General features: G+C 68.8%; 17 protein-coding genes. 15 read left to right on the forward strand and 2 right to left on the reverse strand.

The features are described 5' to 3' along the window. Positions 1 to 31 precede the first annotated feature (31 nt). The 14 genes from rpsD to WDU99_RS04200 all read left to right on the forward strand — a co-directional run bounded on the left by rpsD (position 32) and on the right by WDU99_RS04200 (position 14,789). Positions 32 to 661 (forward strand): 30S ribosomal protein S4, encoded by a 630-nt coding sequence (rpsD, locus tag WDU99_RS04135; RefSeq protein WP_337331178.1) that lies wholly within the window; start codon positions 32 to 34, stop codon positions 659 to 661. Between the two features lie 67 nt (positions 662 to 728). Further along, positions 729 to 917: a hypothetical protein gene (locus tag WDU99_RS04140; RefSeq protein WP_337331179.1), complete on the forward strand. Its 189-nt coding sequence runs from the start codon at positions 729 to 731 to the stop codon at positions 915 to 917. 64 nt (positions 918 to 981) lie between these two features. After that, a complete protein-coding gene (alaS, locus tag WDU99_RS04145; protein ID WP_337331180.1) occupies positions 982 to 3,642 on the forward strand; it encodes an alanine--tRNA ligase in 2,661 nt (886 codons plus the stop codon). Further along, the gene (ruvX, locus tag WDU99_RS04150; protein ID WP_337331181.1) at positions 3,639 to 4,121 is read left to right on the forward strand and encodes a Holliday junction resolvase RuvX; all 483 of its coding nucleotides are present in this window, start codon (positions 3,639 to 3,641) and stop codon (positions 4,119 to 4,121) included. The genes alaS and ruvX overlap by 4 nt, the downstream gene beginning before the upstream one ends. A gap of 157 nt (positions 4,122 to 4,278) precedes the next feature. Beyond that, a complete protein-coding gene (gene mltG / locus WDU99_RS04155) occupies positions 4,279 to 5,733 on the forward strand; it encodes an endolytic transglycosylase MltG (RefSeq protein ID WP_337331182.1) in 1,455 nt (484 codons plus the stop codon). A gap of 16 nt (positions 5,734 to 5,749) precedes the next feature. Continuing rightward, positions 5,750 to 6,574, forward strand: coding sequence for a shikimate dehydrogenase family protein (locus WDU99_RS04160; protein ID WP_337331183.1), 825 nt, complete (start codon positions 5,750 to 5,752; stop codon positions 6,572 to 6,574). A 4-nt stretch (positions 6,575 to 6,578) separates the two neighbouring features. Further along, positions 6,579 to 7,808 (forward strand): chorismate synthase, encoded by a 1,230-nt coding sequence (aroC, locus tag WDU99_RS04165; RefSeq protein WP_337331184.1) that lies wholly within the window; start codon positions 6,579 to 6,581, stop codon positions 7,806 to 7,808. Next, positions 7,795 to 8,316, forward strand: a complete 522-nt coding sequence (locus WDU99_RS04170) for a shikimate kinase (protein WP_337331185.1) — start codon at positions 7,795 to 7,797, stop codon at positions 8,314 to 8,316. Before aroC ends, WDU99_RS04170 begins: the two co-directional genes overlap by 14 nt. Then, positions 8,313 to 9,401 carry a 3-dehydroquinate synthase gene (gene aroB, locus WDU99_RS04175; RefSeq protein ID WP_337331186.1) on the forward strand — a complete coding sequence of 363 codons (1,089 nt, stop codon included), beginning with the start codon at positions 8,313 to 8,315 and terminating at the stop codon, positions 9,399 to 9,401. Before WDU99_RS04170 ends, aroB begins: the two co-directional genes overlap by 4 nt. Positions 9,402 to 9,414: 13 nt before the next feature. Next, complete coding sequence (locus WDU99_RS04180; RefSeq protein WP_337331187.1) at positions 9,415 to 9,876, forward strand: hypothetical protein; 462 nt, start codon at positions 9,415 to 9,417, stop codon at positions 9,874 to 9,876. A 41-nt stretch (positions 9,877 to 9,917) separates the two neighbouring features. Next, positions 9,918 to 10,358, forward strand: a complete 441-nt coding sequence (aroQ, locus tag WDU99_RS04185; RefSeq protein ID WP_337331188.1) for a type II 3-dehydroquinate dehydratase — start codon at positions 9,918 to 9,920, stop codon at positions 10,356 to 10,358. A gap of 97 nt (positions 10,359 to 10,455) precedes the next feature. Next, complete coding sequence (gene efp, locus WDU99_RS04190) at positions 10,456 to 11,019, forward strand: elongation factor P (protein ID WP_337331189.1); 564 nt, start codon at positions 10,456 to 10,458, stop codon at positions 11,017 to 11,019. A gap of 1 nt (position 11,020) precedes the next feature. Then, the gene (nusB, locus tag WDU99_RS04195) at positions 11,021 to 11,431 is read left to right on the forward strand and encodes a transcription antitermination factor NusB (protein ID WP_337331190.1); all 411 of its coding nucleotides are present in this window, start codon (positions 11,021 to 11,023) and stop codon (positions 11,429 to 11,431) included. Positions 11,432 to 11,474: 43 nt separating this feature from the next. Beyond that, entirely contained in the window at positions 11,475 to 14,789 is a 3,315-nt protein-coding gene (locus WDU99_RS04200) for a DEAD/DEAH box helicase (RefSeq protein ID WP_337331191.1), read from the forward strand. Positions 14,790 to 14,814: 25 nt separating this feature from the next. On the opposite strand, the gene WDU99_RS04205 is transcribed toward WDU99_RS04200, so the two are convergent. Next, positions 14,815 to 15,237, reverse strand: a complete 423-nt coding sequence (locus WDU99_RS04205; protein ID WP_337331192.1) for a M23 family metallopeptidase — start codon at positions 15,235 to 15,237, stop codon at positions 14,815 to 14,817. A gap of 353 nt (positions 15,238 to 15,590) precedes the next feature. Here WDU99_RS04205 and WDU99_RS04210 point away from each other — a divergent pair, with 353 nt between their 5' ends. Next, positions 15,591 to 17,168, forward strand: coding sequence for a Rieske 2Fe-2S domain-containing protein (locus WDU99_RS04210; protein ID WP_337331193.1), 1,578 nt, complete (start codon positions 15,591 to 15,593; stop codon positions 17,166 to 17,168). Positions 17,169 to 17,308: 140 nt separating this feature from the next. Here WDU99_RS04210 and WDU99_RS04215 read toward each other — a convergent pair whose 3' ends face one another. Beyond that, positions 17,309 to 18,229 carry an NUDIX domain-containing protein gene (locus WDU99_RS04215; RefSeq protein WP_337331194.1) on the reverse strand — a complete coding sequence of 307 codons (921 nt, stop codon included), beginning with the start codon at positions 18,227 to 18,229 and terminating at the stop codon, positions 17,309 to 17,311. Positions 18,230 to 18,266 lie beyond the last annotated feature (37 nt).

Genomic DNA, 18,266 nt, shown 5'->3' on the forward strand with positions numbered 1-18,266 from the left:
AGACGCGTCCACGTCACGGAAGGAATGCTTCGTGGTCACGAAGTCCCAGGACCGCCGCAAGGTCCGTCTCAGCCGCGCGCTGGGAATCCCGCTCACCCCGAAGGCCGCCCGCTACCTCGAGAAGCGTCCCTACGCTCCCGGCGAGCACGGCCGCACCAAGCGCAAGGCCGACAGCGACTACGCCGTCCGTCTGCGTGAGAAGCAGCGTCTGCGCGAGCAGTACGGCATCCGCGAGAAGCAGCTGCGCATCGCGTTCAACGAGGCCCGCCGCAAGGACGGACTGACCGGTGAGAACCTGGTCGAGCTGCTCGAGATGCGTCTCGACGCCCTCGTCGTGCGTGCCGGCTTCGCCCGCACCACCGCACAGGCTCGTCAGCTGGTCGTGCACCGTCACATCCTCGTCGACGGTCAGCTCGTCGACCGCCCGTCCTTCCGCGTGAAGCCGGGTCAGCTCATCCACGTCAAGGCCAAGAGCGAGGGTCTCGAGCCCTTCCAGGTCGCAGCCGCCGGCGGTCACGCCGAGGTCCTGCCTCCCGTTCCCGGCTACCTCGAGGTCGAGCTCGACAAGCTGCAGGCCCGCCTGGTTCGTCGTCCGAAGCGCGCCGAGGTCCCCGTGACCTGTGAAGTGCAGCTCGTCGTCGAGTACTACGCGGCTCGCTGACGCTTCGTCAGGCAGCGAACGAGAGGCGTCGGGGATTCCCCGGCGCCTCTCGTCATAGGATGGCGACATGAAGAATCTGCAGTGGTTCCTGATCGGCGTGATCGGCGGGTTCGTCGCCGCGCACTTCATGAACAAGGACCCCCGCGGTCAGGAGATCTTCGGCGAGGTCGACGCGCGCCTGACGCAGTTCGCGACCATTCTGGGCGACGCGTACCGTCAGCAGGACGCGCGCCTGTCGGATTCCGCCGACGACTGACAGATCTCACCCCGCTCGGCCGCGTGATGACGCGGCATCCCACGCAAGGACAGCAACGAACTCTATGAAAACTGCGGAGATCGCGCAGCGCTATCTCGACTTCTTCGAGAAGAACGACCACCTCATCGTCCCGTCCGCCTCGCTGGTGAGCGACGATCCGACGCTGCTGTTCACCGTCGCCGGCATGGTGCCGATGATCCCGTACCTCACGGGCGTCGTTCCGGCACCGCACCCGCGCATCGCCGACGTGCAGAAGTGCATCCGCACGAATGACATCGAAGAGGTCGGCAAGACCGCCCGACACGGCACGTTCTTCCAGATGCTCGGCAACTGGTCGTTCGGCGACTACTTCAAAGAGGGTGCGATCCGCTACGCCTGGGAGCTGCTGACCTCATCCGAGTCCGACGGCGGCCTCGGATTCGATGAGAAGGACCTCTGGGTCACGGTGTTCGAGACCGATGACGAGGCTGAGGCGATCTGGCGCGACGTCATCGGACTGAAGCCCGAGCGCATCCAGCGCCTCGGTCGTGCCGACAACTACTGGCACACCGGCCAGCCCGGGCCCGGCGGCCCCGACTCCGAGATCTTCTTCGACCGCGGTCCTGCCTATGGCAAGGACGGCGGACCCGCCGTCGACGACTCGCGGTTCATGGAGATCTGGAACCTCGTGTTCATGCAGGACTTCATCCAGAACGTGCGCAGCGGCACCGAGTTCGACATCGTCGGGGAGCTGCCGAAGAAGAACATCGACACCGGCATGGGGCTCGAGCGCGTCGCCTTCCTCAAGCAGGGCGTCGAGAACATGTACGAGACCGACCAGGTGCGTCCGGTGCTCGACACCGCCGTCGAGCTCTCCGGACGACGCTACGGCGCCGTGCACGAGGATGACGTGCGGTTCCGGGTGATCGCCGATCACGTGCGCTCGTCGCTGATGCTGCTCTCGGACGGCGTTCGGCCGTCCAACGAGGGGCGCGGGTACATCCTGCGTCGTCTGATGCGCCGCACGGTGCGCGCGATGCGTCTGCTCGGCGTCGACGCACCCGCCTTCCCCGAGCTGTTCGCCGCGTCGCGGGATGCCATGAAGTCGGCCTATCCCGTGCTCGGGACCGAGTGGGCGACGCTGTCGGGTGCCGCCTTCGCGGAGGAGGAGACGTTCCGCCGCACACTCGCCCAGGGCTCCACGATCCTCGATCTCGCCCTCGCCGACACCAAGAAGGCGGGCGGCGAGACGCTCAGCGGCTCCGAGGCCTTCCTGCTGCACGACACCTACGGATTCCCGATCGACCTGACTCTCGAGGTCGCCGAGGAGGCCGGCCTGCAGGTCGACCGAGGTGCCTTCGACACGCTCATGCAGCAGCAGCGCGAGCGCGCCAAGGCGGATGCCCGCGGACGCAAGAGCCAGCTGGCCGATCTGTCGGTCTACCGTGACTTCCGCGCCCAGGGTGAGACGGGCTTCGTCGGGTACACAGACCTGCAGACCGAGTCGCGGGTGCTCGGCATCATCGTCGACGGGCATGCCGTGACGAGCGCCGCAGAGGGCCAGGTCGCCGAGGTCGTGCTCGCTGAGACCACCCTGTACGCCGAATCCGGCGGTCAGGTCGCCGACAAGGGCACCATCATCGGCACCGGCTTCGAGCTCGATGTGCTCGACGTGCAGCGTCCGGTGCCCGGACTCATCAGCCACACCGTGCTCGTCGCATCCGGTTCGGTGGCCGTTGACGACCGCGCGACGACCGTCGTCGACGCGGCGAACCGCCGCGCGGCCCGTCAGGCCCACTCCGCGACGCACCTGGTGCACGCGGCTCTGCGCGACACCCTGGGCAAGACGGCTACGCAGGCCGGATCACTCAACCGCGCCGGTTACATGCGCTTCGACTTCGCGTGGTCGCAGCCGCTGTCGTCCGACACCCGCAGTGAGATCGAGGACATCGTCAGCCGTGCGGTGAACGATGCGCTCGAGGTGACCACCCGGGTGGTCTCACTGGACGAGGCCAAAGAGGCGGGAGCCATGGCGCTGTTCGGCGAGAAGTACGGCGATGTCGTGCGGATGGTCGACATCGGCGGTCCGTGGTCGCGCGAACTGTGCGCGGGAACGCACGTGTCGAGCAGCTCCGAGATCGGGCTGGTCAGTCTGGTGGGGGAGTCGTCGATCGGCTCGGCGAACCGTCGCATCGAGGCGCTCGTCGGTCAGGATGCCTTCCGCGAGCTCGCCGCCGAGCGCACGATCGTCTCGCAGCTGACCTCCGCGCTGAAGACACCGCGCGATCAGCTGGGCGCCCGCATCGAGGAGCTGCAGGCGAACCTCAAGGCCGCCGAGAAGCGCATCGCGCGCTTCGAGGCGAAGGAGCGCGAGGGACGCGTGCCCGCGCTGGCGGAGTCCGCACAGACCGTGGGTGGCTACCGGGTCGCCTCCGCGTCGCTCGGAGAGGTCGGATCGGCCGACGATGTGCGCACGCTGGCGCTGAGCGTGCGCGAGCGCCTCGGCACTGATGCGGCCGTCGTCGCGTTCGGCGGGATCGTCTCGGGCCGTCCGATCGTCGTCGTCGCCACGAACGATGCCGCCCGCAGCAACGGTGCCAAGGCGGGCGCGCTCGTGCGCATCGCCGCCGGCGTGCTCGGCGGTGGTGGCGGCGGCAAGGACGACGTCGCGCAGGGCGGCGGCACCGACCCAGCGGCACTCGACGCAGCGCTGGCCGGCGTGGTCGCGGAGCTGAGAGGCGCGTGAGCGGCTTCCGCCGAGGAGTGCGGCTGGGTATCGACGTGGGCCGGGCCCGCGTCGGTGTGTCGCGCTGCGACGCGGACGGGATGCTGGCGGTGCCTGTCGAGACCGTTCCCCGTTCGGACACCTCGATCGATCGCATCGTCGAGCTCGTCGCCGAATGGGATCCGATCGAGCTCGTGGTCGGTCTGCCGGTGAACATGCGCGGCGACGAGACGCTGTCGACCACGGATGCCCGTGCCTTCGCCGCCGAGCTGAACGCGCGCACCGGCCGGGCCGTGCGCCTGGTCGATGAGCGGCTGAGCACGGTGAGCGCGCACGCCGCACTGCGCTCGTCGGGCAGATCTCAGAAGAAGTCTCGTAACATTGTCGATCAGGTCGCCGCGGTGGTTCTGCTGCAGCACGCGGTCGACACCGAGAAGAGCACCGGTCACCCCGCCGGTGCGTTGATCGATCCCCCCGAGGAGTCCTCGCACGATGCCTGACCCGGATGCACGGAACGACGGCGTTCCGAACGACCTGTTCGGCAGCCTCCCCACCGCGTCGTCGTCGCTTCCCGCCCGGCCGGAGCGTTCCGCCCCTGCGCCGGGATCGCGACGCGCACGTCGTGAGGCCGCGGCCCGGGAGTCAGTCGGTCGGGAGATGCCGACGTCAACGCCCGGCGCTCCCCGCACGGAGCGCGAGGCACCCGCTGAATTCGACCTCCCCGCCGCACACGACCTGCCCGCGGAGTACGCCTCCGCAGTGGCCCACTCGGAGGCATCCTGGCCGACGACCGCCGATGGGCGGGCCGCAGCACAGCGACCGGTGCGGGTCGGGCAGCATCAAGACACGGCCGAGGGCGAGAACGTGGTCTCCGCGCACCTCGCGGTCGACCCGCTCGCGTCGACCGGATCCGACGGTCTCGGCGACCTCGGACCCGCGTCGGACGATGCGAAGGCCGATGACGACCCCGGCTCGCTGAACGAGCTGTTCGCGCCGGAGCAGCATCGAGCCGTTCCGAAAAAACGGCGCGGCGCGGGCTGCTTGATCGGTCTGATCATCGTCCTCGTCGTTCTGGGCGGCATCGCAGCAGGCGGAGCCTGGGTCTGGAGCCAGTACGGCGACAAGATCAGCGATGCGATGGGGTGGGGTGAACCGAAGGACTACGAGGCCGGCATGGCCGAGGGCGAAGCCCTCGTGACGATCAGGACCGGCGACACCGGAGCGATGGTCTCCACGTCGCTGTACGACGCCAAGGTGACCAAGACCGACAGCGTCTTCTACGACTATCTGATCGCCGAGGGCAAGTCCGTCACCTTCTACCCGGGGGTGTACGCCCTGCAGCAGAAGATGACGGCCGCCGCGGCGCTGGAGGCGCTGGAGGACCCAGCGAACCGCATGGAGAACACCGTGCGCGTCGCCGAGGGCGGCACCGTCCGCGCCACGCTCCCGCAGATCGTCGACGGCGTGGGCATCCCGCTCGAGGAACTGCAGGCGGCGGTCGCCGACCCGACGGTGTACGGCGTGCAGGCCGAGACGCTTGAAGGATGGCTGTTCCCCGCGGCGTACACCTTCGATCCCGGTGCCACCGCCGAAGATGTCGTCAAAGCCATGGTCGACCGCACCCGGGAATCCCTCGCTGCCGCCGGTGTCACCGACGCCGATGCGCAGCGTGTGCTGACGATCGCATCCATCATCCAGCGCGAGGGCCACACCGCCGACTTCGACAAGGTCTCGCGGGTGATCGCGAACCGGCTCGACCCGGCCAACGACGAGACACGCGGCCTGCTGCAGATGGATTCCACCGCGCAGTACGGGTACGGCCTCAGCCATGAGGGCCCGGTGTCGTCGTGGCCGTGGGAGTCGGTCGTGGGCGACCAGAACCCCTGGAACACCTACGCGCATGCCGGGCTGCCCGCCTCGCCGATCGCGAACCCGAGTGACGCCGCGATCAAGGCCGCGCAGAACCCGGCCGACGGTCCGTGGTTCTACTTCGTGACCGTCAACCTCGACACCGGTAAGACCGTGTTCTCGGAGACCTACGCCGAGCAGCAGGCGGCAGAGGCCGAGTACTCGAAGTGGTGCGAGGCCAACCCCGAGAGCGGCTGCTACTGAGCCGGAGGAGCGCGGAATGACAGATCCCACCCGGCTGGCCGTCTGGGGCGATCCGATCGGGCACAGCCGCTCACCGGCTCTGCACTCGACCGCTTATGCGCTGCTCGGGCTCGACTGGCAGTACGAGCGACGCCGGGTCGATGAGGCGGCGTTCCCCGAGGCGCTGCACGGGCTGGACTCCACCTGGCGCGGGCTGTCGCTGACCATGCCGCTGAAGGAGGTCGCGCACGCGACCGCAGACGAGCACGACCGCCACGCCGCATTGACGGGCGCGGTCAACACGCTGCTGCTGGGGTCCACCAGGCGCGGATTCAACACCGATGTCGGCGGCATCGTCGACGCGTTCACCCACGCCGGGGTCAGCACGGTCGGCAGGGCGCGCATCCTCGGGGCCGGCGCGACCGCGGCATCCGCGCTGGTCGCGCTCCACGAGCTCGGCGCCGACCGCATCGACGTGCGCGCACGCCGTCCTGAAGCCGCGGAGCGGCTGCGGGGAATCGCGGATGCCCTGGGCGTCGTCCTGACCGTGGATGCGTTCACAGCACCGGCATCCGACGTCGACGCCACCATCGCCACCCTCCCCAGCGGCACGGTGCTCGACGACGATGTCGTCACGCCGATCGCGGCCGTGGGCGGAACGCTGTTCGAAGCCGCGTACGCACCGTGGCCTTCGGCGCTGGCAGCCCGCTGGCCGGCGCAGCAGGTCATCTCGGGCTTCGAGATGCTGCTCTATCAGGCGGTGCGGCAGATCCGCATCTTCCGCGACGGCTCGCAGGAGCGCCCGCTGCCGTATGAGGGCGTCATAGTGGCGGCCATGCGGTCGCGCGCCATGGAAGACTAGAGCAATGCTCCGCGTGCTCACGGCCGGCGAATCGCACGGCCCCGAACTCATCGCCATCATGGAGGGCCTGCCCTCCGGTGTGACCATCACGGCCGAGGCGATCCAGGCCGACCTCCAGCGCCGCAAGCTCGGTTATGGGCGCGGGTCGCGCATGAAGTTCGAGCAGGACGAGCTGACGATCTCGAGCGGCGTCGTGCACGGTCGCACGCTCGGCAGCCCGATCGCACTGCGCATCGGCAACACCGAGTGGCCGAAGTGGACCGAGGTGATGAACCCGGCGCCCACCGAGCTCACCGACCGCTCGCGCGGCAGGGGAGCGGCGCTCACCCGCCCGCGCCCCGGTCACGCCGATCTCGTCGGCATGCAGAAGTACGACTTCGACGAGGCCCGTCCGATCCTCGAGCGCGCCAGCGCGCGTGAGACCGCGGCGCGCGTGGCGCTGGGTGCCCTCGCCCGCGCGTTCCTGTCTGAGCTCGGCATCCGCCTGGTCAGCCACACGCTGTCGATCGGCCCGGTGCAGGTGCCCGACGGCTCGCCGCTGCCCGCGCCCGACGACGTCGACGCCCTCGACGCCGATCCGCTGCGCTGCTTCGACGAGGCCACCTCGGCGCTGATGGTGGCTGAGGTCGATGCGGCGAAGAAGGACGGCGACACCCTCGGCGGCATCGTCGAGGTGCTCGCCTACGGCCTCCCGCCGGGGGTCGGTTCGCACGTGCACTGGGACCGCCGGCTGGACGGACGCCTGGCTCAGGCGCTGATGAGCATCCAGGCCATCAAGGGCGTCGAGGTCGGCGACGGCTTCGAGACCACGCGTCGCCGCGGATCAGCGGCCCATGACGAGCTGTTCACCACCGCCGACGGCATCGCCAGGGCATCCGACCGCGCCGGTGGCACCGAGGGTGGCATGACCACCGGCACGGTGCTGCGGGTGCGCGCCGGGATGAAGCCCATCGCGACCGTTCCGCGGGCGCTGCGCACGATCGACGTGGCATCCGGCGAGAGCGCATCCGCGCACCACCAGCGCTCGGACGTGTGCGCCGTGCCGGCCGCGGGCGTGGTCGCCGAGGCGATGGTCGCGATCGAGCTGGTCAACTCGCTGCTCGAGAAGTTCGGCGGCGACAGCGTCGGTGAGACGCGTCGCAACCTCGAGTCGTACCTCGCGGCGATCCCTGAGACGCTGCGCACGACGCCGGCATCCGAGGCGGCGCTGGTCGCCCATGATGAGCTCTCCTGACCGCCCACTGACCCTCGTGCTGGTCGGCCCGATGGCCTCGGGAAAGACGAGCATCGGACGCAAGGTCGCCCGCATCCTCGACGTGCCGTTCGTCGACACCGACAAGCGCATCGTGGCCGCGCACGGCCCGATCGCGCAGATCTTCGCCGAGCACGGCGAGGGACACTTCCGCGCACTCGAGCGCGAGGCGGTCGCGCAGGCTGTCACCGAGGGCGGTGTCGTCTCCCTGGGAGGGGGTGCGGTGACGGATGTCGGCACCAGGACGCTGCTCGCACAGCATCCCGTCGTGTTTCTCACCGTGAGCGCGGATGCTGTCGCCGCGCGCATCGGCGGATCGTCACGACCACTGCTGAACGGCGACGATGATCCCGTGGCCCGATGGCGCACGATCTTCGAACAGCGACGGGGCTGGTACGAAGAGCTCGCCGACCTGACCGTAGACACCTCGCGGCGCCCCATGAGGGCGATGGCCGAGGAGATCGCCTCCTGGAGGAAGGACCACCCATGAGCACGACCACCATCAGCGTGACCGGGCAGACGCCGTACGACATCACCGTGGGGCGCGACATCCTCGATGCCGTCTCGGGCGCACTGGCGCCGACCGTGCGGAAGGTGCTCGTGGTGCACCCGCCGACCCTCGGTAAGCGCGCGGCGGCACTGCGCGACCGACTGCTCGCCGACACCGAGAACGGCCAGCGCGAGGTGCTGCTCGCCGAGATCCCGGATGCCGAGACCGGGAAGCGCATCGAGGTCGCCGCGTTCTGCTGGCAGGTGATGGGGCAGGCCGACTTCACCCGCACCGACGCCGTGATCGGCTACGGCGGCGGCTCGGTCACCGACGTCGCTGGATTCGTCGCCGCCACCTGGCTGCGCGGCGTGCAGGTGGTGCAGGTGCCCACCACGGTGCTCGGGCTGGTCGATGCGGCCGTCGGCGGCAAGACCGGTGTGAACACCGCCGAGGGCAAGAACCTCGTCGGCGCGTTCTGGGCCCCGCGTGCGGTGATCGGCGACCTCGACGAACTGGGCAGTCTCAGCGCGAACGAGGCCACCGCCGGCTACGCCGAGGTCATCAAGGCCGGGTTCATCTGGGCGCCTGAGATCCTCGACATCGTCGAGGCGGACCCGCAGCGTGCGATAGATACGACCACTGCGGAGTTCCGCCGCACGATCGAACTGGCGATCGACATGAAGGCGAAGGTCGTGTCCAGCGACTTCCGCGAGGCGGGTCTGCGCGAGATCCTCAACTACGGGCACACGCTCGGCCACGCGATCGAGCACGCGGAGCGCTACCAGTGGCGGCATGGCGCGGCGATCTCGATCGGCATGATGTACGCCGCCGAGCTGTCGCGCTTGGCGGGACGGCTCTCGGATGCCGGTGCCGACCGGCATCGGCAGGTGCTGGAGTCAGTCGGACTGCCCACCACCTACCGTGCGGGCGCCTGGCAGCAGCTGCTGGCCACGATGCAGCGCGACAAGAAAGCCCGCGGCGGCATGCTGCGGTTCATCCTGCTCGACGACATCGCCAAGCCGACGACCGTGCAGGCGCCCGACGAGTCGCTGATGTTCGCCGCCTACCAGGAGGTGGCGGGCTGATACAGGCCCGGTCATGTCGAGGTCGGGAATCGGAACTGCCGCGCTGCTCATGAGCTTCATCGCGCTGACCGGCTGCACGGCGATGAGCGATGAGGCGGGTTTCGACCTCGGAGACCTGTCGGCGGAGGACCGCGCCGAGGTGTTCACCTCGGCCGGCGCCTCGGCCGGAGACCTGGCGGGCACGTTGTCGGTCGCGGACAACGGCTGCTTCCTCTGGGAGGGAGCTGTCGGCGACGGAGCATGGATCGTCTGGCCCGACTCGGCTGAGCTCGACCGGTCGGAGGGTGCGCGGGTCGTCCTCGACGACGGTCAGGTGGTCGCGGACGGCGCAGCCCTTCGCGGAACCGGTGCTCTCGTGACCCTGGAGGATCTTCCCGCAGGCGCGAAGCAGGATTCGTACTTCGGGTCGTTCGGGCGCTTCTGCGGGGCCGACGAATCCGGAGCGATCGTGCTCGCCGAGGTCACGCAGGGCTGAACGTCCCGACCCGATCCGGGCGCGCTGATAGTGTGCGAAGCGTGTCTGCACACCACCGCCTGCTGCTCGTGAACGGCCCGAACCTGAACCTGCTCGGGACGCGGGAGCCGGAGGTGTACGGCACCGCCACGCTCGCTGACGTCGAGCGCCTGACGACCGAGACGGCACGTGAACTCGGTTTCGACGTGCGCGCCGTGCAGAGCAACCACGAGGGTGTGCTGATCGACGCGATCCACGCCGCTCGCGTGGACTGTGCCGGCATCGTCATCAACCCCGGCGGCCTGACGCACACCTCGGTCGCACTGCGCGACGCCCTGACCGGCGTCGCCCTGCCGTTCGCCGAGGTGCATATCTCAGACGTCTACGCCCGCGAGGAGTTCCGGCACTTCTCGTACCTGGATGACGTCGCCGCCGTGCGCGTGGTCGGCCAGGGCGTCGAGGGGTACGCGACGGCCGTGCGTCGGCTGATCGATCTGCTCTGAAACGGGCATCCGAGGCATCCGATAGAATCGTTCCTCGGCCCCTCTTCGCGCGCAACCGCGCCGGCCACCAGACTTCGACACGAACGGACCCTCACGCATGGCATCCACCGCAGACATCAAGAACGGCGTCGTCATCAAGATCGACGGACAGCTCTGGAGCGTCGTGGAGTTCCAGCACGTCAAGCCCGGCAAGGGCGGCGCCTTCGTCCGCACCAAGCTGAAGAACGTCGTCACGGGCAAGTCGGTCGACAAGACCTACAACGCCGGCACCAAGATCGACATCGAGAACGTCGATCGCCGCGACTTCACCTACCTGTACACCGACGGCGACAGCTTCGTGTTCATGGACGTCGAGGACTACGACCAGCTCACCGTCTCGGCGGCGATCGTCGGCGACGCGAAGAACTACATGCTCGAGAACCAGCAGGTGCAGATCGCCCTGCACGACGGCAACCCGCTGTACATCGAGCTGCCGGCATCCGTCGTGCTCGAGGTGACCTACACCGAGCCCGGCCTGCAGGGCGACCGCTCGTCGGCCGGCACCAAGCCCGCCACCGTCGAGACCGGCTACGAGATCCAGGTGCCGCTGTTCCTCGAGCAGGGCACGAAGGTCAAGGTCGACACCCGCACGGGCGACTACCTCGGCCGCGTCAACGACTGAGTTGAGCGCCCGCACCAAGGCGCGCAAGCGCGCCCTCGACATCCTGTTCTCCTCCGACATCCGTGGCGAGGAGCTCGGCGTCGTGCTCGCCGCGGCCGCACAGCGCGCCGCGAGCGAGCCCGCGCGTGAGGCCTCCTGGCTGTACGCACGCGACATCGTCGACGGCATCATCGACAACCGCGACGAGATCGACGAGCACATCACGACGCACAGTCGCGATTGGAAACTCGAGCGGATGCCCGCGGTCGACCGCGCCCTGCTGCGCATCGGCACGTGGGAGATCGTCTACAACGACGAGGTGCCCACCGCCGTCGCGATCGATGAGGCGGTCGAACTCGCGAAGGAGCTCTCGACCGAGGACTCCGGCGCGTTCGTGCACGGCGTGCTCGCCCGCATCGCACGTGCCCTCTGAGGGCTGATCCGCCCATGTCGGTGGCCGCGGACAGGATACTGTCATGAGGTCGCCCCAGCCCGATGTCCGCACGCTGCGCAGACTGGCGGGCGACGGCTCCTACCAGCGCGGCCTCGACTACGCCCGTCGCGGACGGGTCCTGGACGCCACATGGGATGCCCGCGCTGAGACCCTTACCGCGCAGGTCTTCGGCAGCGAGGCCGCGCCGTATCGCTGCCGGGTGCGGTTCGACGGTGAGCGGATCATGAACACGAGCTGCTCGTGTCCGGTGCAGGTCGCGTGCAAGCACGTCGTCGCCGCTCTGCTCAGCGGCGCTCACAGTGACGACGCGCCACCGGCGGATCCGCGCCCGGCGGCGCTGGGCGCCGAGCTCGCATCTCCGCCTCCGCGCGCCCCGTGGGAGCAGTTCGGCGTCTTCGCGAACACCCCGAAGCCCTCGCCCTGGCGGTCGATCCTCACCCCGCCCGTCGCGCGGGGCACGCAGCCGCTGGCGCTCGGCATCGAGCTGCGCACCCGACCCGACCGCTCCTATGATCGCTGGGGCCCATCTGCGCTGCAGACGGCGTCACCGCGCGAGCTGTCCGGGGAGCACGGCGAGGTGATGCTCGTCGTGCGACCGCTGATGCGCAGCCGGACGACCGACAGATGGATCCAGGGCGACGCCTCGTGGGAGGCGCTGCGACGCACATCCGGCACGTTCGCTCCCGAGCAGACCCGCTGGTTCGCGGACTTCCTCAGCATCGCCCGCGACTCGCTGCTCTCCGGCACTGCGGGCGACTGGATCGCACTCGACCGGGTCGAATCCACACTGCTGTGGGCGCACCTGCACGACGCCGAGCGACTGGGCATCCCCATTGTGCCCACCCAGAAGCACACCACAATCGGATTCGCCGGCACGGCGACGGCCGGTCTGCGCATCGACCCGCTCGACGAGGGCGGACTCACGGTCACGGCCGATGTCGTGATCGACGGGGAACAGGCGGCACCGGCATCCCTGAGACCGATCGGGCGCACCGGGCTGTACCGCTGGCAGGTCGTCGGGGCGGCGATCCAGGTCACGCTCGCACAGGTGCCGCTCCCGCCGGCGGTGCGCTCGGCGATCACCGTCGCGGATGGCATCCCGGTACCCGGGTCGGAACGCGAGGTGTTCCTCACCGAGGCGTACCCGGCGCTCGCGCGGCAGACTGCCGTGCAGGCACCGGATGTGTCCCTGCCGACCCTGGCAGTGCCGGAACCGGTGCTGCGGGTGCGGTTCGGCAGCGGACACCGTGTCGAGTACCGCTTCGAGTGGGAGTACGCCGGGCACGGAGTCGTGCCGTTCGCCGACGCGGGGGAGCGCTTCCGCGATCCGGATGCCGAAGCCGAACGGGCACGTGAGATCGAGCGCATCTGGGCGTCGGCGACCACTGCGGAGTTCCGTGCGAACGGTGTGCTCGAACAGATCCCGGCAGCGGAATGGTCCGCTCAGGTGCTGCCGGTGTTCGAGGAGAGCGCCGTGCGTGTGGTGACCACCGGGCGCCGCACCAGGTACCGAGAGCTGACCGGCACGCCCGAGATCTCGATCACCACGGTGGAGTCGACCGATCCTGACTGGTTCGACATGGGCATCATCGTCAAGATCGACGGCAGGTCCATCCCGTTCACGCCGCTGTTCACCGCGCTCAGCATGCGCCGCACGAAGCTGCTGCTCGTCGACGGCACGTACTTCTCGCTCGTACACCCCGCGTTGCAGCAGCTGCGCGATCTGATCGACGAAGCCGCCGGCCTTGCCGAGTGGGAGACCGGCCCGCGGATCAGTCGCTACCAGACCGCGCTCTGGGAGGATTTCGAGGATCTCGCCGACGAGGCGGAACCGGCGGTCAGCTGGCGTGCGACCGCTGAAGCGCTGCGCGGGGTCGAGCACGTGCCGCAGACCGCGGTGCCGACCAGCCTGAACGCCACGCTGCGGCCCTACCAGCAGGAGGGCCTGAACTGGCTGGCCTTTCTCTGGCAGCACCGTCTCGGTGGCATCCTCGCCGATGACATGGGGCTCGGCAAGACCCTGCAGCTGCTGGCGCTGGTCGCCCACGCGCAGCAGAGCGGTGAGCGCCGGCCGTTCCTCGTTGTCGCACCGACCTCGGTGCTGGCGACCTGGCGCAGTGAGGCGTCCCGGTTCACCCCGGATCTGCGGGTCGGTGTGGTCGAGGGCACAGCATCCCGCCGCGACCACGGCATCATCGACGCCGCCGCCGATGTCGACATCGTCGTCACCTCGTACACGCTGCTTCGCCTGGACGTCGAGGAGTACGCCAAGGTCGCCTGGGCGGGCGTCATCATCGACGAGGCGCAATTCGCGAAGAACCCCGCAACGAAGGTGCATCGCGCGATCGCGGCGCTCGACGCCCATGTGAAGATCGCCGTGACCGGCACTCCGCTTGAGAACTGCCTCATCGATCTGTGGGCCCTCTTCTCGCTCACGGCACCCGGTCTGTTCCCGTCGAAGCGGCGCTTCCGCGAGGAGTACGTGCAGCCGATCGAGCAGGGCAAGGTGCCCGAGAACGAGGAGGGCTCGGATTACCGGCGTCGGCGGCTCGAGCGCCTGCGGCGCCGGATCCGGCCGCTCATGCTGCGTCGCACCAAGGATCTCGTCGCCGCCGACTTGCCGGAGAAGCAGGTGCAAGAGGTCTTCGTCGAGCTCAGTCCCGCGCACCGGGCGACGTACGACACCGTGCTGCAGCGCGAGCGGCAGAAGGTGCTCGGCCTGCTGCAGGACCTCGACCGCAACCGGTTCATCGTGTTCCGCTCGCTCACCCTGCTGCGCATGCTCGCCCTGTCACCGGGGCTCATCGATCCGGATGCCCCGAGCGTCGCCTCCGGCAAACTCGATGTGCTGATCGAGCACGTCACCGAACTTCGGGCAGAGGGGCACCGCGCGCTGGTGTTCAGCCAGTTCACGTCCTTCCTCGAACTGGCGGCTGACCGGCTTCGCGCCGCGGGCGTGCCGTACGCCTACCTTGACGGCTCGACCCGCCGCCGCGAGGAGGTGATCGAGGAGTTCCGTGGGGGAGAAGCGCCGGTGTTCCTGATCAGCCTGAAGGCCGGCGGATTCGGGCTCACACTCACCGAGGCCGACTACGTCTTTCTGCTCGACCCGTGGTGGAACCCGGCCGCCGAGGCGCAGGCGATCGACCGCACGCACCGGATCGGCCAGACCCAACGCGTGTTCGTATACCGGCTCATCGCCGCAGGCACCATCGAAGAGAAGGTGCTCGCACTGCAACAGCGCAAGGCGCGCCTGTTCACCGCGGTCATGGACGATGAGGCGCTGTTCGCGCAGGCGCTGACCGCCGACGACATCCGGGGTCTGTTGGAGAGCTGAGCAGCCCGTTTCTGGTCGAGCTCGCTCAGATGTCCAGCATGCTGCCGTTGCGCGGCGGCTCTCCGGGAAAGATCATGCGCACCGGCGACGCGCGTTCCGGTTGCGGCCCGGCGAACGCCTGCATGTGCACGTGAGGCTCCGTGCTGTTGCCGGAGTTGCCGCAGCGCCCGATCGGGTCGCCCGTGTGCACCGTCTGGCCGACCTCGACAGCGACAGAGCCACGCTGCAGATGGCACAGTGCGATGACGATGTCGCCAGCACGCAGCATGATGTGATTGCCAGCCAGCGCCGGCCACCCCAAGGCGGCGCGGCGCTGCTGGGTGAGGGCGTAGTAGAGGGATGGCAAGCCGCGGAACGCGGGGTGATCGACCATCGCGTGCGCTGCCGCAATCACGACCCCCTCGGTCGGGGCGCGCACTGCGCGTCCGAACCCGGGGAAGCGTTCCACGGGTTCAGGACGCACCCAGGTCGCGGGGGTCACGGGCGCTGAGCGACCGTCCGAGTTCACGGGTACGAAATCGATGGCGTACGACGACGCGAACAGTGATGTGCCGTGGCTGGGGATTCTGTCCCACGGACTGTTCTGAACAAGCCATGTACCGGTGAACGGGTAGCCGAGCTCGATCGCTGCCGACCCGCGCTCGGGTTCGTCCGCGCGTGTGTCCACGTCAACCCCTCTCGTCCCTGGTCGCCCAGTCTCGCCCATCTTCGCGGGTTCGTGCCATTACCTCCGGCTTGATCCCAGCCCTCGCCAGGTCGGTCGTCGGTAGAATCGAGGCTGCCCACAGCAGGAGGAGAGAAATGCGGATCACGGGACTCGGCCACGCCGGGATGTTCATCGAGACGGTCGGCGGCAACATCATCTGCGACCCCGTGCTCGGTCCGTCGTTCTTCGGATCCTGGTTCCCGTTCCCCGACAACCGCGGACTCGACTGGGAGCGCTTCGGCCGCGACGCCGACTTCCTGTACATCTCGCACCGGCACCGTGACCACTTCGATCCGCGCCTGCTCGAGAAGTACATCCGCAAGGACATCGAGGTGCTGCTGCCGGAGTACGTCACCGATGACCTCGAGGTCGACATCCGCAAGCTCGGCTACGACAACATCACCTACGCGCCTGCCGGGCAGGTCATGCAGCGCGGCGATCTGAAGATGATGATCACCCCGCTGCGCGCACCCAGCGACGGACCGATCGGCGACTCGTCTCTCAGTGTCGACGACGGCACCGCCTCGATCCTGAACCAGAACGACTCGCACCCGCTCGATCTCGAGGCGCTGCTGTCGTTCGGCAAGCCCGAGGCGTACTTCACGCAGGTGTCCGGCGCGATCTGGTGGCCGATGGTCTACGACCTGCCGCAGGACGCCAAGCAGAACTTCGCGAAACTCAAGCGCGAAGCTCAGAACAAGCGCGCGATGTACTACATCGAGAAGGTCGACGCGCCGCACGTGTTCCCGATGGCCGGTCCGCCGATGTTCCTGCGCGAGGAGCTGTTCAGGTACAACGGCACCGGTCAGGACGACGACTCGATCTTCACCGATCAGAAGGAGTTCCTGGCGCACCTGAAGGAGCAGGCACCGCAGTACGACGGGCAGCTGTTCATCCCCGGCACCGTCGTCGAGATGAACCACGGCGAGATGACCGTGTCGCAGTCGCTGTACACGCAGGCCGAGATCGACCACATCTTCGACGAGAAGTGGGACTACCTCGCCGAGCAGAAGGCCACCCGTCAGCAGGAGATCATCGACGAGGAGGCGACCCGCGCGGAGATCATCTCGCCCGCCGAGATGCTCGCCGCGATCAAGGAGTGGTGGGAGCCGCTGCTGAAGAAGTCGCGCACGATCCGTCTCGGTGTCGGCGGCAACGTGCGGTTCCGCATCGGCGACCTCGACATGGTCGTCGACTTCCCGAAGGCGAAGGTGCGCGAGTACGCGGGGGAGGAGTGCATCTACTGGTACACGATCCCCGCCGACCTCGTCTCGACGAACATCCGCGACCACGAGATCGACTGGTCGAACTCGATCTTCCTGTCGATGCAGTTCTCGGTGGGCCGCAGCGGCAAGTTCAACGAGTTCCTGACGACGTTCCTGAAGTGCCTCTCGGTGGATCGCATCGAGTACGTCGAGAACTGGTACCAGGAGCAGACCGACCAGACCGAGGACGCCGAGATCGGCGACTGGATCGTGCAGCGCCGCTGCCCGCACCTGCGCGCAGACCTGACCCGCACCGGCAAGATCGACGAGGACGGCGTGCTCACCTGCAGCATGCACGACTGGAAGTGGGATCTGAAGACCGGCAAGTGCCTGTCCACCGCCGGCCACGCGATCCGCGCCGAGAAGGTCGACCCGGTCACCGACGAGGCGCTGCAGCTCGGCGCCTGAGGGCCGCCGATACCAGCATCCGACTGCTCACGCTCGACGACCTCCTCCGGGGCGCGGTCCGTGCCGGAATACTGACGGCGGAGCGAACGCTCGGCGTGTCGCGGGCGCGACACGCCCGTGAGACGCGTGGGCGTCAGTGATCAGGAACGCAGAAGCAGGTCCTGGAGCTCGGCGGGGCGCAGGTCGAGGCCGGGCAGATCGCCGGGGCAGACGCGCTCGATTTCGTACCGGCCCCGGGACCTGTCGGTGAGCTCCGGGCCGTGCCGCAGCGAAGAATCCATGCTGACGAGGCGGGCGGCGCAGAAGATCTCCGATCGGATGCCGTCGAGCTGGCGCTCATGGAGGATCTCGCCGATCACGGCCTCCGCGCCCAGCTCCTCGCGCAGTTCGCGGCGCAGGGCGTCCGCGGGTGACGCGTCCATCGGTTCGACTCCACCACCGGGGGTCGTCCAGTACGGCTCCTGACCCGCACGAGTGCGCTTGATCAGGACGAACCGACCCTCAGCATCCGACAGCACAGCCCTGACTCGCAGCAGCGGCGCGGAGATCTCGACGATGTCGGGGAACTGCAGAGCGTTCCAGAAGGTGACGGCGGCGTCGCCGGGCGGCACCTGCCTCTGCGCCACCATCCACGCCGTCAGCACCATGCCGTGCGTGCCGACGATCAGGTGCTCGGCCGCGTGGGCGAGCAGTCCGTCGTGGAAGCGCTGCGCGGCGGCATCCGGCGGCTCCCACCCGGCATGACGATCGTCGAGGTCGCCGGCGACCCACGCAGCACGCGCCGCGCGGAAGCCGTCGTGCACCCGCTCGACGCGATCCACCTCGCGCAGGCGCGGATCGGTCGGGATCTGCGCGATCGACGAACCGACCGCCAGCGCGGCCGTCTGCCGCGCCTTGCGCTCAGGGCTCGACACCACGATCGTGCCGGCGTCGACCTCTAGCACCATGGCAGCGGCTGCGGCGACACCCGCGTCGCTGAGCGGCCACGCGCTCGGCGGCGACGCTGAATCCACTTCGGGCATCGCGTGACGCACGAAGGTCAGGCGTCGCAGAGCCGGCATCCGATCAGGGTATCCGAGGGGCAGCGCGCGTCAACGA

Source organism: Microbacterium bandirmense, from assembly GCF_037204185.1.
Taxonomy (GTDB): domain Bacteria; phylum Actinomycetota; class Actinomycetes; order Actinomycetales; family Microbacteriaceae; genus Microbacterium; species Microbacterium bandirmense.